The 16,839-nt window shown below is 33.8% G+C and carries 12 protein-coding genes; 11 read left to right on the top strand and 1 reads right to left on the bottom strand.

Going from position 1 to position 16,839, the window contains the following annotated elements:
- Positions 1-888: 888 nt before the first annotated feature.
- Entirely contained in the window at positions 889-1,737 is an 849-nt protein-coding gene (gene fghA / locus F6K40_RS24920) for an S-formylglutathione hydrolase (protein ID WP_293139789.1), read from the bottom strand.
- Positions 1,738-2,584: 847 nt separating this feature from the next.
- Here fghA and F6K40_RS24915 point away from each other — a divergent pair.
- The 11 genes from F6K40_RS24915 (at position 2,585) to F6K40_RS24865 (ending at position 15,793) form a co-directional block, all read left to right on the top strand.
- Positions 2,585-3,184, top strand: coding sequence for a ribonuclease III domain-containing protein (locus F6K40_RS24915; protein ID WP_293139788.1), 600 nt, complete (start codon positions 2,585-2,587; stop codon positions 3,182-3,184).
- A 303-nt stretch (positions 3,185-3,487) separates the two neighbouring features.
- On the top strand, positions 3,488-3,679 hold the full coding sequence (locus F6K40_RS24910; protein ID WP_293139787.1) for a P-loop nucleotide/nucleoside kinase family protein: 192 nt from the start codon (positions 3,488-3,490) through the stop codon (positions 3,677-3,679).
- A gap of 142 nt (positions 3,680-3,821) precedes the next feature.
- Positions 3,822-4,430 carry a hypothetical protein gene (locus F6K40_RS24905; RefSeq protein WP_293139786.1) on the top strand — a complete coding sequence of 203 codons (609 nt, stop codon included), beginning with the start codon at positions 3,822-3,824 and terminating at the stop codon, positions 4,428-4,430.
- Positions 4,431-4,694: 264 nt separating this feature from the next.
- Complete coding sequence (locus tag F6K40_RS24900) at positions 4,695-6,047, top strand: P-loop NTPase fold protein (RefSeq protein WP_293139785.1); 1,353 nt, start codon at positions 4,695-4,697, stop codon at positions 6,045-6,047.
- A 250-nt stretch (positions 6,048-6,297) separates the two neighbouring features.
- Positions 6,298-6,477 (top strand): hypothetical protein, encoded by a 180-nt coding sequence (locus F6K40_RS24895; protein WP_293139784.1) that lies wholly within the window; start codon positions 6,298-6,300, stop codon positions 6,475-6,477.
- Positions 6,478-6,529: 52 nt separating this feature from the next.
- Entirely contained in the window at positions 6,530-8,812 is a 2,283-nt protein-coding gene (locus F6K40_RS24890; RefSeq protein ID WP_293139783.1) for a tetratricopeptide repeat protein, read from the top strand.
- Positions 8,813-10,023: 1,211 nt separating this feature from the next.
- Positions 10,024-11,784, top strand: coding sequence for an NAD+ synthase (locus tag F6K40_RS24885; protein ID WP_293139782.1), 1,761 nt, complete (start codon positions 10,024-10,026; stop codon positions 11,782-11,784).
- A 974-nt stretch (positions 11,785-12,758) separates the two neighbouring features.
- The gene (locus F6K40_RS24880) at positions 12,759-13,610 is read left to right on the top strand and encodes an alpha/beta fold hydrolase (protein ID WP_293139781.1); all 852 of its coding nucleotides are present in this window, start codon (positions 12,759-12,761) and stop codon (positions 13,608-13,610) included.
- Positions 13,611-13,939: 329 nt separating this feature from the next.
- Positions 13,940-14,317 carry a PLP-dependent aminotransferase family protein gene (locus tag F6K40_RS24875; RefSeq protein WP_293139780.1) on the top strand — a complete coding sequence of 126 codons (378 nt, stop codon included), beginning with the start codon at positions 13,940-13,942 and terminating at the stop codon, positions 14,315-14,317.
- A gap of 9 nt (positions 14,318-14,326) precedes the next feature.
- Complete coding sequence (locus F6K40_RS24870) at positions 14,327-15,157, top strand: aminotransferase class I/II-fold pyridoxal phosphate-dependent enzyme (protein ID WP_293139779.1); 831 nt, start codon at positions 14,327-14,329, stop codon at positions 15,155-15,157.
- A gap of 261 nt (positions 15,158-15,418) precedes the next feature.
- A complete protein-coding gene (locus tag F6K40_RS24865) occupies positions 15,419-15,793 on the top strand; it encodes a hypothetical protein (RefSeq protein WP_293139778.1) in 375 nt (124 codons plus the stop codon).
- Positions 15,794-16,839 lie beyond the last annotated feature (1,046 nt).

Genomic DNA, 16,839 nt, shown 5'->3' with positions numbered 1-16,839 from the left:
TTTTTTGATTTAGTTTTAATTAAGTGTTACCTTAACGGGGTGAACTACAACACCACGCCAGTTGCTTCAAGTCGGGAGACCCGCCCAACGCACTGGCTTCTCTATCCCATTGCTAAAAGCGTTTGGGACTACTTTTCGTAATATGTTTAAACTTCCATTGACATCAGCATTGTATTTGACACCATTTTAGTTGTTTTTTTATGTTTTTCTATAAAATCAATAAAACTTTACAACAATACTAAATTTTTGACTATCTAGTAGGATATTAAATAATTAAGATTAGTTGTAATACCAATTTGAAAAAAGAATGTTACGAATAGTAATAGGGAGAAAAAGATTTTACAGGAGATACCTCTTTGAGAAAAAAGATAATTTTCGACTAAAAAATGGTGTTGAAGACATTCATTCTGATTCCTGACTCCTAAAAAATTCCCTAGGTATTTGTAGCAAACATTTATCAAAATGGTATAACCCACCATCTTTATTTTGAATAGAGCATTAGACTGCTCCAAAAAGGAAAAATAAAATCAATTATTATTCATAAATTCTCAATTCCCCCCTGTTCCTTGTTTCCTGTTCCCTCTTTTTTATGAAAAATAAAATCAATTATTATTCATAAATTCTCAATTCCTCCCTGTTACCGAAACAATTAAACAATTAAACAATTAAACAATTAAATAATTAGATAATTCAGGTTTAAAGCCTCCCCTTGAAAGGGGAAAAAAATAAATTTTTTCCCTTATTAGTCAATCCTCTCCCTAAAAGGGAGAGGTAATTATCAATTATCAATTATCCATTATCCATTATCAATTATCAATTATCAATTATCAATTATCAATTATCAATTATCAATTATCAATTATCCATTATTAAACTGTTCCCTCTTTTTCAGTTTAAAAATTCAGCATGATAACGAATATGATCTTCGATAAAAGATGCGACGAAATAATAGCCATGATCGTAATTTTCTTCCATTCTTAAAGTTAGTGGTAAGCCGACTTTTTTACAGGCATTTTCAAACACTTCTGGGAGTAATTGCTTTTGAGCTAAAAAAGGATCAGCAGTTCCTACATCAATTAAAATCGGACGATTATAACCAGCAGTTAAAACTAATTCACTAGCATCATAATCACGCCAATTTTCTTGGTTTGTACCTAAATAATTGGTAAAAGCTTTCTCCCCCCAAGGACAACGCATAGGTGCTGCAATAGGAGCAAAAGCCGAAACAGATTGATATTTTTCAGGATTTTTCAAAGCACAAATTAATGCTCCATGACCTCCCATTGAGTGACCAAAAATACTTTGCTTATCTGGTTGTACTAGAAAATTTCTGACAATAACTTCTGGTAATTCTTCAACTACATAACTATACATTTGATAATGTTTTTTCCACGGTTCTGCAGTGGCATTAATATAGAATCCTGCACCCGTACCTAAATCCCAATCATCATCCTCTCCCACAATACCAGTATTACGTGGGCTTGTATCTGGTGCAATTAAAATTAATCCATATTTATTAGCAAATTGTTGCGCTCCTGCTTTAACCATAAAATTCTCTTCAGTACAGGTTAAACCAGACAAAAAATAAAGGATTGGTAGAGGTTTTGATTTGGCTTGTGGTGGTTGATAAATTGAGAAACGCATCTCAATATTACAGGTGGAAGATGAGTGGAAATAATAGCTGACTGTGCCACCAAAGCATTGATGTTGTTTAACCAGTTTAATTTTTGTAGACATAAGTCATTTTAGTTATTAGTCAGTAGTCAATAGTCAATAGTCAGTAGTTGTAGGGGCGATTCGCGAATCGCCCCTACCTAGACACTTCGTGCATAACCCTGTAGATGATTAGATTATATGTGTAATGAAACAGATTTAATATTATACCAATTCCCATGAATTAATACTAGACTTAGGTAAAGCTTCAGTTATTAATTAATTAACACAAGCGCATAGAATCTTTTTGCTAATTTGAGCAAATTTAATGTTAATTATTTATATTTTTACCGAATAATTAATAATTAAATAATTCAGCTTTGTTAGTCTCTCCTTGGATAGGGAAAAAAGCGGTTGAGGGATGCCGTTAGCGGAGCGGCTCTGTCAAGAGCGGGTCTCCTTTCCCTCCGGGACGCTACGCGTTTCATGTCGCGCAGCGTTAACGCAGTTTTGCGCTAGCTAAACGGCATATCCAATCAACCAAGAGAGCGGTTGTTTGCGTTAGCGTTTGCGCAGCATTCCGCAGGAAAGCTCCTCTGAAAGAGGCAGCAAGTCCCTAGGATGGGATGGATAGGTGACCTAACCATATCCAATCAAGCAAGAGAAATAAATTTTTTTCCTTTTACTCAATCCTCTCCCTTTTAGGAAGAGGTAATTATCAATTATCAATTATCCATTATCGATTATCAATATCCCCTTTTTTGAGATTTACTTTAAAAACAATTTCTCACATTTTTTTGATGCAAATCTTATGAAATTATTAACTATTATGTAATTATCCCCTAGGACATTGTAGTAATGATTAATTAAATTACCATTTTATGGAGAATTGGATAGTATTATGTGCTCAAATATTGAAGCTGTAAAAAAAGTGAGTATCGCCATCCCCCAATTTCAACATCCTGAACTTTTGGAGATTGCTCTAACTCATCCAAATCACATTTATGATCAGACTAATATTATTAGGTCACAACAAAAAGAACGGGTTCTGGAACATCAAGGTTTGGCTAATCTTGGCTATGTAGTTTTTGGTCGAATTGTTAGTAGGTATTTATCAAACAATTTTTTGAGTTTAGGTCAAGCAACTTTGACTATTATAGAAAGCGATCTTGTTAGTAGAAAGATGCTTTCTGAATTTGCTAGAAATTTAAAATTGAGGCATTTTTCTCTATTGGGAAAAAGTTATAAATGGAAGCATAAAAGTGAGCAAGATAAAATTTTATCTCAAATATTTGAAGCTCTAATAGGTGCAATTTATTTGGAGTTTGACAGGGATTTAGAACGGACTTATCATTGGTTAGTTAAACATTGTATTGCTAAAGCAGTTAATCATATTTTGACTACTGCATTTAAAGATGATTCAGATTTAGAAACAGATTTTCAACTGATAGATTGGATTGAAGTTTTAAAATTACCTTTATTAAATCAAAATAGTTTATACAGAAAAAATAATCCATTACCAGAATGTTGATCGAAATTAGAATTGATTATTGGGCGTTGGTAAATCAAGGGATAAAACTTTAAGAGTAATCTGTTTCTAATGCCTCTAACTACCTCCTCTATAACTCCTATTTTTCCTAACTCCTGACCAAGAAAAAGAGGTAACAAGCCTCCCCTTTCAAGGGGATGAAAATTAAAATATTCCTGGTTTCAAGCTACCGACTTCAGGCGGTAGTCAGTGATAACTGATAACTGAAATGACTCCTACCCTCACCCATAATATTTTTTTAGCAAACCCTAGATATCAATAGAATTTATAGTATTAGAGAAAATAATGGATAAAGATATAACATTACATTTTTTTTGTGGAAAAATGGCTGCTGGAAAATCCACTTTAGCAAAACATTTATCAGAGAAACACAATGCTCTTCTTTTAGAAGAAGATAATTGGCTTTCCCAACTTTATCCAGGAGAAATAACTGATATTTCTGGGTATATAAAATATTCGGGAAGATTTAATTATTAATATTTGTACTTCAGATACTTGGAATTTGCTGTATAATCAGGAGTTACGCAGACAAACTCAAAAACCGGGTTTCTTGATTTTTCTTATTTAAGAAGAATAGGTAATTGTTAATTATTCATTATTAATTATTCATGATTTAAAAATGTCTTACAGTAAATTTAACTTAGATGAACTACTAACAAATTTTAATCTAAATTTAGTCGAAGTTCAGGGGAAATTCAACAATTTACCGGAAGTTTTACCCAGTAAAATATTGCAAGAACTTTTCCAAGACTATGTACCTTTAGCAGTTGCTATTGGTTCAGAAAAAGCTCGTTCCGAGTTAATTGTTGCGCCAATTTTGGTAGAGATAAAGAAACAACTAAATAATCAAATTAGCATTTTTTCAGGAATAGAATTTAACGTTATTCCTGACCAAGGTTTAAACGGTTTTTGTGATTTTATTATTAGTCATTCTAACAAACAACTTGTGATTGAAGCGCCAGTTGTTGCTTTGGTAAAAGCCAAAAATGATAATCTGAAATCTGGTTTTTCTCAATGTATTGCAGAGATGCTAGCTGCTCAAATTTTTAACCAAAGAAAAGGCAACAATATTGATAAAATTTATGGTGTTGTGACAACTGGAACAGTTTGGCAATTTTTAGAGCTAGAATCTGAAACTATAATTGTAGATTTGGCAGAATATTCTATCAATAATTTATCGAAAATTTTTGGTATTTTAATTAGTTTAGTAAGGTCTGGTATTCATTAATGGATAATGGATATTACTTTTTCTTAAAAGGGAGTCTGGTAGGGTGCGTTACTCTTCGCTAACGCACCGAAATATTTGAGATAGTAATATTTGGGATAGATGGTGCGCTACATTTCATTAAGGCACTCTACGAACTATCTTTGCACAATAAAGTAGGGTATAATTAAATATATCAATTGGGTTTGGAGACCAAACCCCTACGATAAAATGTTACAAATTTAGGCTCGCTATATATTAATTATATTTTGCTAAGGTAAATTACAAATGACTCAAGATTATCGCGCTAAAACACTAGGAGATGCTTACAATATTTCTAATTTTATTCCTCTTCAAGATGAGGATTTAGAAAAATATTATTATGATTTATCTGAAGTAAGAAAAACAGAAGCTATCGATAGCATTAATTTTATTTTAAGTGTTGCTGAACCTGAAACAACTCAAACAATTTTATTTGCAGGTCATCGTGGTGGAGGGAAAACTACTGAATTAAAAAGATTAGAAAAAAAATTAGAAGATAAATATTTTATTATTTATTTTATGGCTGATGAAGAACTAGATACTAATGATGCTCGTTATACAGACCTATATCTAGTAATTATTAAACAGGTTGAAGAACACTTAAGAAAGAAAAATATTACTTTAGACAAAAGGTTATTGCAGGGTTTTGAAGATTGGTTTAAAGAGATTACTAAAGAAAATGAAGAGACAGTAGAACGCTCAGTTAGTGTAGAAGCAGGAGGTCAACTAGGAAGTCAAACACCGATTCCTTTTTTGGTTAAACTTTGGGTGAAATTATTAGCTCAAATTAAAGGGTCAGCTAAAAATAAAAAGATAATTCGAGAGACTTTAGAAAAAGATATTTCTCGACTCAAAGCTGATATTAATGCTCTCTTAAGAGATGGTACAAAAAAGTTAAGGGAAAAGTATCCTGAATACAAAGGAATTTTAATTATTGTTGATAATTTAGACCGCGTTCCTCCTGATGTGGGAAAACATTTGTTTTTTGAATATGCTGCTCAATTGCAAGAATTAGATTGTAATATTATTTATACTGTGCCTATTTCTGTTGCTTATTCTACAGAAAATGTTGGTAATACTTTTGACCAAAATCCCCATACTTTACCGATGGTTAATATTTACCAGTATGACAGTCAAGAGACTGATTTACCACATAATAATAGACATTTAAAAGCAATGGCTGAAATAATTGCTAAAAGAGTTAATACAGATATTTTGTTTGAGTCGGAACAAGATTTATTAGAAATAGCTAAAGCTAGTGGTGGTCATGTTCGTCAATTAATGCGAATTATGCGGACAGCTTGTATGACTGCTGGTTCCCGTGGTCATAGTAAAATTAATAATGATGATGTTGATTATGCAATTAAACAGGAACAATTTAATTTTGAGCGGGTTATTCCTCATCAACATTATGAAATTTTAGCCAAAGTTTGTCAGAGTAAAAATTTAGAAAAGAACGAAACTTCTCAAGCGATTTTATATAATACTTCGGTTTTAGAATATAACGGAACTAATCGTTGGAATTATGTTAATCCAGTTATTAAACGCAGCGATCTATTCAAAGAAGCATTAAATAGGAGTCAGGAGTCAGGAAATTAGGAGTTAGGAGGTAGGATTTAGGAGATAGGATTTAGGAGTAATAATTAATGGCTTTAATACCATTTTTTAGGTTGCCAATTCTCTTTTCTGTTAAAGGAAAATTTCCTGTAAAGTCTTTAATAATCATACTTTTTATTCGTAATACCAAATTCAAAAAAAGCTGTTACATTCCAATTTGTGATTTATTCCGACAATTTAATACTTTATCGCTTGCATTCATTGTCAAAATTAAAGTTTTTTCCTCCATTTTTTGTGTATTTATCTTTCCTGGTTCCGACGTTCTTTATCTCCTTTAACCTGTTCTGTGACTGTAGCAATATTTTATGAAAATGGTATAACATTCTTTTTTAAAATTGCTCAAGAATTAGGCAAATTTACTTTTAAACCACCATCTGTAGGGGCGAATGGCATTCGCCCTCCTTATATGTAAATTCTCTGCTTATAAATTAAAGAACCGCTATAAAATCCTTGAGGTTAATACTATGGGTGAAAATAGTCGTAAAGTTAAACCGAGCGATCGAGAAATTCAAGGGTTAACTGAAAATAGATTCGGTCAAAATGCTTTGGGGCAATTTTTGATTCAAAATCAGGAATCTTTGAATCAATTATTGACTGTTATTAGTTTTGCTAAAGGATTTCATTTAGGCATAATTCAAGTTGATTATCAGGAGGATTTGGATACAATTATTAAAATAATTACTACTGATGAAAAATGTAGTCAAATTCAGTTTTGGCAATTAAAGTTAGATGACCCTGAGTTGGTTTTTTTCCGGGATGAAATGGTGAAAAGACTAGCCGATTTTACGATTGAACCAGAAAAGAAATTAGTTATAATTATCCAAGGTTTAGAAAATGCCATTGGTTTACCAGGTGAGAAACCGGCTTTTTTATATGATTTGAATTATATACGAGATTTATTACCTAGAGATATTCCTTATCCCATCATTTTTTGCCTACCTAATTATGCAGTTAATCGTTTAGCAAATTTGGCTCCCGATTTATGGTCATGGATATCTTCAGTTGTTAAGTTTAATTCTCTGGAAATTCCAGTTGTTTCACCAGAAAGTAAAACTCTGCTTATTAATAAAATTGAGGAAGAAATACCAACAGGAATTGAGGAGAGAATTGATTTTTTAGGGGAGCGTTTATCAAAATATTATGAATCGAAGGACGATTCAGTCAAAGAATTATTTTATTTACTGAGTGAGTTGGGTATTGCATATCGTAAGCAACAAGATTTAGAAAAAGCAGAAGTCTATTTACACCAAGCTGAGGATTTATATCTGCAAAATAAGTCTTTAATTTCAAGTACAGATCGGGGGAATCTTTTTCATGATTTAGGTTGTTTGTATATTAGTAAAAACAAAGGTTCTATAGCTAATAATTTAGAACAAGCTATTAGTTATTATCAATTGGCTTTAGAAATTTATACCCGCGATGCTTTTCCTCAACAATCGGCAATGACGCAAAATAATCTTGGTGAAGCTTATCGCAAGAGAATAAGAGGAAACAAAGCTGAGAATCTAGAGCAGGCGATCGCCTTTTTACAAAATTCTCTTAAAGTCAGAACTTTTGACGCTTTTCCTCAAAATTGGGCAGCGACGCAAAATAATCTCGCAAATGCTTACAGTGAAAGAATAAGAGGAGACAAAGCCGAGAATTTAGAGATGGCGATCGCCTTTTTACAAAATGCTCTCCAAGTGAGAACTTTTGAGACTTTTCCTATAGATTGGGCAATGACGCAAAATAATCTTGGTGAAGCTTACCGTAGCAGAATAAGAGGGGATAAAGCTGAGAATTTAGAGATAGCGATCGCTACTTTCCAAAATTCTCTCCAAGTCAAAACTTTTGATGCTTTTCCTTTAGAATGGGCAAAGACTCAAAATAATCTCGCAAATGCTTATAGCGAAAGAATAAGAGGAGACAAAGCTGAGAATTTAGAGCAGGCAATAGCTTCTTACCAAAATGCTCTTAAAGTTTTAACTTTTGACGCTTTTCCTGTAGATTGGGCAGCTACGCAAAACAATCTTGGTGAAACTTACCGTAACAGAATAAGAGGAGATAAGGCTGAGAATTTAGAGCAGGCGATCGCTACTTACCAACAAGCTCTCAAAGTGAGAACTTTTGAAGCTTTTCCCCAACAATGGGCAAGAACTCAAAATAATCTCGCTGTTGCTTACAGTAAGAGAATAAGGGGAGACAAAGATGAGAATCTAGAGATGGCGATTGCCTTTTCTCAAAATGCTCTCAAAGTTTTAAATTTTGAGGCTTTTCCTGTAGAATGGGCAGCTACGCAAAACAATCTAGCTATTGCTTATAGTAATAGAATAAGAGGAGATAAAACCGAGAATTTAGAGATGGCGATCGCTATTTACCAACAAATTCTCAAAGTAAGAACTTTTGAAGCTTTTCCCCAACAATGGGCAAGAACTCAAAATAATCTCGCTGTTGCTTACGGTAAGAGAATAAAAGGAGACAAAGCTGAGAATCTCGAGATGGCGATTGCCTTTTCTCAAAATGCTCTCAAAGTTTTAACTTTTGAGGCTTTTCCTGTAGAATGGGCAAGGACTCAAAACAATCTAGCTCTTGCTTACGTTTCTAGAATTAGAGGAGACAAAGCTGAGAATTTAGGCATGGCGATCGCCTCTTACCAAAATTCTCTCCAAGTTTATACCCGTGAGACTTTTCCCGAACAATGGGAAAAGACGCAAAAGTATCTCGATCTTACCGTCAAAGAATTAGAGAAGACAAAGCCGATAAATTAGAAATGGTTGTCGCCTTTTACCAAAATGTTCTCAAGGTTTACCCCATGGCTAGCCAAGGATTAAAATCCTTGGCTAATAGCTGAAGTCATCTCAAGATGACTAGGTTATCTATACCGTCTTTTTGGATTGTGATTACAGGACTTACGCAGAACCGCTATATCTAGTAAGGGCGAATGCCAGCAAGCCCCTACATTTGGCGTATAATTCCAGATTTTGCGTAAGTCCTGATTAATTAATACAGTCCAATCTTAGACGTAGCGATCGCTTCTTAGCAAAAAGCTGTCAAAAGTTCTGATTTTGAGAGTTTTCGGGCTTTGTTGTATGAAAACTTATGGATTCCGCACAAGCTCCAAGGTTATGTACTTCATACTTCTACAACTATTGTCCAATAAATAAATCTATGTTTTCTTTCTTAAAAAAAGGCTGAAACTTATACCTGTAAAGGCTTTTAGCCATTTAACTATTGGCCAATAGAATAATAGAAATAGGGTGATATAGCACTACGCAAATAGGTTAGGACGTTTATAAATTCTCAAACTCAGTCAGGGATTACTTTTGAATTTTGAATTTTGAATTGCGCGTAGCGCTATATAGCTGCCACTAGGTTCACCTTTTATGTCGGATCTGACAACCGAAAAGCAGAACGGATTTTCTATGGCTATTACAACACAGCCTAGTTTTCCCCAAAAATGGAAAATGACGCAAAAGAATTAGAGAAGACTAAAGTAGAGAATTTATCTGACAGCAGATTCCAAGTATATGAAGTACAGATTTAGTAATTAACAGGACTTACGCACGTGAACCCAGAAACCCGGTTTCTCGTAAATGTTTATTGTCAAAAACAACAATTTATCGTAGAAACCGGGTTTCTTTGCGTAAGTCCTAAATTAAATTTCTCAGTGCGAGCATCTTGCTCGCGTAGGTGTACCTCACCAAAATAAAATCTGCTGTAAGTCTCATTAATTAGCAAATCAACTATCTTTATTCATCAGGATTTACGGAAAACCACTATATATGGGGTATTGGTGCGTTACGCTAGCGCTAACACACCCTACCAATAGCTGCTAAAGATGACTTCTGCTGTCAGCCCAGAAATTTATTTCTTGGCAAATGATAAAATATACCCTTAAAGTTGGCTTTTGTAGTAAAATTTATTCTGGTTCAATAAAGCGTTAAATGCTTACTATTTATTGTACAAATAATCGAAAATTATGAAAATAGCGATCGCTCAACTTAACCCTATTATTGGTGACATTTCTGGCAATGCTAAATTAATTTTGGAAGCTGCCCAAAAAGCCCAAAAATCAGATGTAAAATTGATGATAACTCCCGAATTATCATTGATAGGTTATCCTCCACGAGATTTATTAGTTTATCCTAGTTTTATTGAAGCTGCTACTTTGGAATTAGAAAGTTTAGCTCAAGATTTACCATCAGAAATAGCTGTTTTAGTCGGAACTGTAACTTTTAATTCTCAAGCTGCTGAAAAAGGAGAAAAATCTTTGTTTAATAGTGCGGTTTTATTAAGCAATGGAAAAGTCAAACAAATATTCCATAAACGACTTTTACCTACTTATGATGTCTTTGACGAAGACCGATATTTTGAACCTGGAAAAAGTAGCGATTTTTTCACATTAGAAATTTCCACTGACAGCTCAGAATATTCAGCTAAAATCGGCGTGACTATTTGCGAAGATTTGTGGAATGACGCAGCATTTTGGGGAAAGCGAAATTATACTTGTGAGCCGATGAAAGAATTAGCAGCACAACAGGTTGATTTTGTAGTTAATATGTCAGCTTCTCCCTATCGGGTAGGCAAACAAAAATTGCGAGAGTCAATGTTGGAACATAGTACGAATCGTTATCAAATACCAATTATTTATGTTAATCAAGTAGGTGGTAATGACGATTTAGTTTTTGATGGTTGTAGTGTAGTTTTTAATAGCGCAGGAAATCCGCTCTATCGTGCTAAAGCTTTTGAGAAAAGTTTGGCAGTTGTAGAATTTAATTCGGCAAAAAAAGATTTAATTTCTGCTGATTTTGAAAGTATAAAATTGCCAGAAAGTGAGGATGAAGAAATTTGGTCTGCTTTGGTTTTAGGCGTCAAAGATTATGTACAAAAGTGTGGTTTTTCCAAAGTTGTTTTTGGTTTAAGTGGAGGAATAGATTCAGCCTTAGTCGCAGCGATCGCTACTGCTGCATTAGGAAAGGAAAATGTTTTAGCTATTTTAATGCCTTCTCCCTACAGTTCGGAACATTCTGTAAAAGATGCTGAAGCTTTAGTAGAAAATTTAGGTATTGCTAAACAAATTATATCTATCGGGGATTTAATGAAAGGTTATGACAATAATTTAGCCGATTTATTTGCAGGTACAAACTTTGGAATTGCTGAAGAAAATATTCAATCTCGGATTCGGGGAAATTTATTAATGGCAATTTCTAATAAGTTTGGTCATTTGCTTTTATCCACAGGCAATAAGTCAGAAATGGCAGTTGGTTATTGTACTCTTTATGGAGATATGAATGGTGGATTAGCCGTAATTTCAGACGTGCCGAAAACTCGCGTTTATTCCCTGTGTCGCTGGTTGAATCAACAGGCAGTTAATAGCAATCAAAAATTCTATGGAGCCGAAAATTTACTAATTACTGAAAAGTCAAATATTATTCCCGAAAATATTCTGACAAAAGCTCCGAGTGCCGAATTAAAAGAAGACCAAAAAGACCAAGATTCCTTACCTGATTATGAAGTCTTAGATGAGATATTATTCCGGTTAGTAGAAAACTGCGAATCTAGTGCAGAAATTATTGCAGCAGGACACGATTCAGAAGTAGTAAATAAAGTAGTGAAATTAGTCATGCGGGCAGAATTTAAACGTAGACAAGCACCCCCCGGTTTAAAAATTAGCGAACGAGCTTTTGGCACAGGTTGGCGGATGCCTATTGCTAAAAAATTAGTGATAAATAATAACTAATATAGTAATTCCTAAAAAGAATCAGGTATGTGTATTTGTAATTTTTAGGGAGAAGTTATCTTGGTAATTCTGGATAGTATTAGCGATAAAAAAGTTGTTGTTTGTAGTAAGGCTTTTTTAGCCCCAAAAACATTGATAGGTAGTCCTGTTTAATCCCAAGTTCCGCTATAAATAAGCCAGAATTGTCACTAATACCCCTATCTTAATTTGCCAAATTATCAAATAAATTGTTCATATTGATTCTACCTTTAAATCCTAATTATATAGGGAATTTCATCTCAATCAGATACAAGCAGGCAAGATATCATAACTACAGAGGGTAGACATTCAGCTTTTGAAAGTAATAACTTATACTAAGCGTGAAAAAAGAATGTTACAAATAATAAGGGCGATAAAAAAAACTTGCTTAGGAGATGTTTTTTTGACGAATTCAATAAGCTATTCCCATTTGACTCCTTACTCCGTACGGACGTTGCTTGAGCATTAATGCGTTTTCCGTTCCGGAATGCTCCTATTCCATGTCGCGGAGCGTTAACGTTTGCGGAGTATTCCCTATATGAAAGTTGTGCTTTAGCTAAACGTCCCTACCTCCTTATATCATGTCCGGATAATTAGTTATAAAAAAACTTTCTTCTTCTTCTCCTATTCTTCCTCTTCCTTCTTTCTTCCCTCCTGACTCCTGACTCCTGACTCCTAACTCCTCCGTAGTTATTTATTTATCACTATTCAACCGGACATGATATTACTCCTTAAAAAAACGAGATATTTGTAGCAAACATTTATCAAATTGGTATTACTAAGGTTAGCTAATCAGCTTTTCTTTCCTACGCAACGCTGCGAAAAATAAATTTTAATTCTCCTGAGAAACTAATTCTTCCTTCCCAGATAATAATTTAATAACTCATAGCTGAATCCTTACTCCAGAGATTTGCTATAATACTGTATCGCCGAATATTCAATCCTTATATTTGATTATGGTTTATACTCGCAAAACGTTAAATTTATCCGACATTGAACTTTCTTATCTAGAATGGCAAACAGAAGAAAATCAGGAGAAAAAACAACCACTTTTACTATTACATGGTTTAGCAGATTCAGCCTTAGTCTGGCTAAGTTTAGGAGAATATTTATCTACTAAATATCATATTATCGCGCCAGATATGCGCGGTCATGGAGAAAGTAGCAAACCAGAAAACGGTTATAGTTTTCAGACAACAATTGCAGATTTAGAAGCATTAATCAAACATTTAAACTGGTCTTCAGCTCATATTTTAGGTCATTCTTGGACGGGAAAATTAGCTTGTCTTTGGGCAAGACAAAATCCTGAAAGATTCAAAAGTATGGTTTTGGCAGACCCAGTTTTTATTGGGAAAATGCCTGGATTTTTTAAAGTTACTTTTCCTATTCTTTATCGGACTTTAGAAACTCTCAAAGGTATGGGTCCGTTTGATAGTTTTGCGGAGGCAGAAACTCAGGCAAAGGAGTTAGGAAAATATGCAGGTTGGAGCGAATTTCAACAAATAGTTTTTCAGGAAAGTATCGAGGAAAAAGCTGATGGAAAGTGGGGAAGTAAATTTGTTGTTCCTGCGAGGAATGAAATCTTTGAAGAAGTAATGCGAGTTCCTGGTTTAACAGAATATATTGATGTACCGACTTTGTTTATTCAACCAGAAAAAGGTGTCAATAAAAGCGATGTGCAAATTAAGCCTTATCATAAGTATTTAAGGAATTTAAAACTGGAAAAAATTCCCGGTAATCATTGGGCGTTTTTGGTAGAAGCGGAAAAATTTAATCAGATAGTAGCAGAATTTTTAGAAAGTTTTTGATATATATTTACGGTTTGCTGAAAAAGTCTTATGGGTAAGGGTAGGAGTCAGGAGTCAGGAGTCAGGAGTCAGAATTTACCGGTGGTTTAGAGGAGGGACTCAGAAGAATAGTCCGTTAATTTTTCTGTCAAGTGTGAGCCTTTAATACTAACATGCATGAACCTTTTAGACCATTAAGTTTGTACTTTTTCAATACCGAAAAAGGCTAAAATTTTTATCTGTCAATGCTTTCATCTTTAATCAGCAAACCCTATTTAAAACTAGGCATAAAGATCCTATCCACTTTCAACAATTTAACTCTATCGTAATTAACTTTTATCTACTTAAAAATGAACAAACAACAATCTTCAAAATCCCATTTTATTGCACCTAAATTACTCAAAACAATGGAATATGAAACACCAATGGGAAAATTCTATAGAACAGCAACTTATATAAGTCGAATCAACGAGGTAGGTAGTATCGATTTTACTTTCGGAAATTCTTACGAAATGCCTTTACCTGGATTTGTTGAAGCTTTACAAAATAATGCAATAGTCCGTAAAATAGGGTGGTATAGCTATAAAACAAATTTACCTCAAACCAGAGAAATTGTCTCTAAGGCACTAAAAAAACATAGAGGAATATCTATTTCACCTGATGATATTTTTATGACTAATGGTACAGTTGTTGATTTAGCAATCTGTTTAAAATTGTTAGTTCAATAAGGGGACGAAGTGATTATTAATCTTCCTCCCTGGTTAGGTTATCGTGGAATGATTAATGCTGTAGGTGCTACATCTGTTGGAGTTCCAGTAATAGATAAAACCTTTGATTTAGACTTAGAAAAAATTGCCAATTCTCTGACAGAAAAAACTCGTGCTATTGTGATTAACTCCCCTCATAATCCAACAGGTAAAATATTTTCTGAAAAAACCTTAGAAAATTTAGCCAAATTATTAACTGAAGCTTCTCAACGTTATGGTAAACCGATTTATTTAATTTCCGATGAAACATTTAGTCGTGTTGTCTTTGATAATCAAAATTGCCCAAGTCCGACACAATTTTATCCCTTTTCTTTTTTAGTATATGGTTATAGTAAGACTTGGATGGCTCCTGGTCAAAGAATAGGCTATATTGCCCTTCCTGAAACTATGCCAGAACGTGAACAAATTAGAAATTTAATTAGTAGATTACAAACCTCATTTTTGGGTTGGTGTTTTCCAAATCTTTTAATGCAATATGCCTTAGAAGATTTGGAAAATTTAAACTTAAATATTGAAAAATTACAATATAAACGCCATTGGATGATTCAAGAATTAAGGAATATTGGATATGAAGTAAATGTACCAGAGGGAACTTTCTTTTTATTAGTAAAATCTCCTCTTGAAGATGATTGTGCTTTTGCTGAATTATTAGCTAATTATGGGGTATTTTTCTTGCCAGGAACTCCCCAAGAAATTCCTGGTTATTTGCGGATATCTTTGACCGCAAATAAAGATATGATTACTCAAGCATTGCTAAAATTTCAATTAGCTAGAGAAAAACCAACGTTTCACGGAAGTTAAAAGTTAAAAGTCATACATTCAAAAGTTAGTAAGTCCCGTTCAATAATGGATAATGGATAATTACCTCTCCCTAAAAGGGAGAGGATTTACTAAAAGGAAAAAAAAATATTTTTTTCCCTTGAAAGGGGAGGCTTTAAACCTAAATTATCTAATTATTTAATTGTTTCGGTAAGGTGTATGAATGAAGCTTAACACACCAAAATATTTGAGACTTTTGACTTTTTATTTCTCCCTATTCCCTGTTTCCTAAAATAGTAAATTATGGAGATGAAAAATATGCGCTCGCTGTTAGAAAAATGGGCAAATTTAGAACCACAACGTTGTAGATATAATAGTAATGAAACTATAGAAGTTTTGTACAAAAATCAATGGCATTCTGTTAGTCAAGAAAATCCAGTTAGGGATGGTATTTTAATTATGGCGTTGCTAGAAGTTGGCGACGAAAGAAACTACTTATATTCTATTGAAAAGATACCTCGTCCAGAAGCTAATTCTGATTATGATAGTGAACCACAAATATTGGTTGGTGTTGGTATGCGAGATGCTTGGCGTTCTGCAGAGGGAGAAAATTTAGCGTCTACAGTTGTGGAACTTTTCTTATCAGAATATTTGGGTTGTTTTGCTAGGGATAATTAGGGAAAAATTATTGCTTCAATCAAACATAAATTGTTGTCAAATAAGTTTCCTCCAGGGGGAATGCCAGAAATATTTTCATCTTTTTCATCCTGTGAAGCTCCCAAAAACTATATGCTGGTTTTTCCTATCATCAAATCTTTCTATCCATCCCTCCTAGGGTGGAAAATTCCCAACATTTTCATTTTCATTTTGTGAAGCTTCTAAAAAAAATTCGCGGGTCAAAGAATTTTTGGTTGTATCCTGACAAAAATTTTGATATTATAAAAGTTAGATGGAGTTGTTCGTATGTTCGCATGATTTTTTATTCAACCCAAATGGACTCTGGGAGCTGGACAAGAATATCTTCATCCTGTGAAGCTTCCATAAACTATAAACTATATATTTGTTTTTCCTATCATCAAATCTTTCTATCCATCCCTCCTAGGGTGGAAAATCCCCAACATTTTCCTAAATGTGAAGCTCCTAAAAAAATTTTCCACGCCAAAGGATATTTGGTTGCATCCCCACAAAAACTGTGATACTATAAAAGTTAGCTGGGGTTACTCGCCTATATCCATGACTTTTTATTCAACCCTAATTAACCCTAGAAGCTTTACAAGAATATTTTCATCCTGTGAGAGCTTCCCAGAAACTATATGCTGGTTTTTCCCATCATCAAATCTTTCTATCCATTCCTCCTAGGGTGGAAAATCCCCAACATTTTCCTAAATGTGAAGCTCCTAAAAAAATTTTCCACGCCAAAGGATATTTGGTTGCATCCCCACAAAAACTGTGATACTATAAAAGTTAGCTGGGGTTACTCGCCTATATCCATGACTTTTTATTCAACCCTAATTAACCCTAGAAGCTTTACAAGAATATTTTCATCCTGTGAGAGCTTCCCAGAAACTATATGCTGGTTTTTCCCATCATCAAATCTTTCTATCCATTCCTCCTAGGGTGGAAAATCCCCAACATTTTCCTAAATGTGAAGCTCCTAAAAAAATTTTCCACGCCAAAGGATATTTGGTTGCATCCCCACAAAAACTGTGATACTATAAAAGTTA

Origin of the sequence: Okeania sp. SIO3I5 (assembly GCF_010672085.1) — a bacterium.
GTDB lineage: Bacteria > Cyanobacteriota > Cyanobacteriia > Cyanobacteriales > Microcoleaceae > Trichodesmium.
The sequence above is the reverse complement of the archived record's forward strand: the minus strand, read 5'-3'. Positions and strand labels throughout refer to the sequence as shown.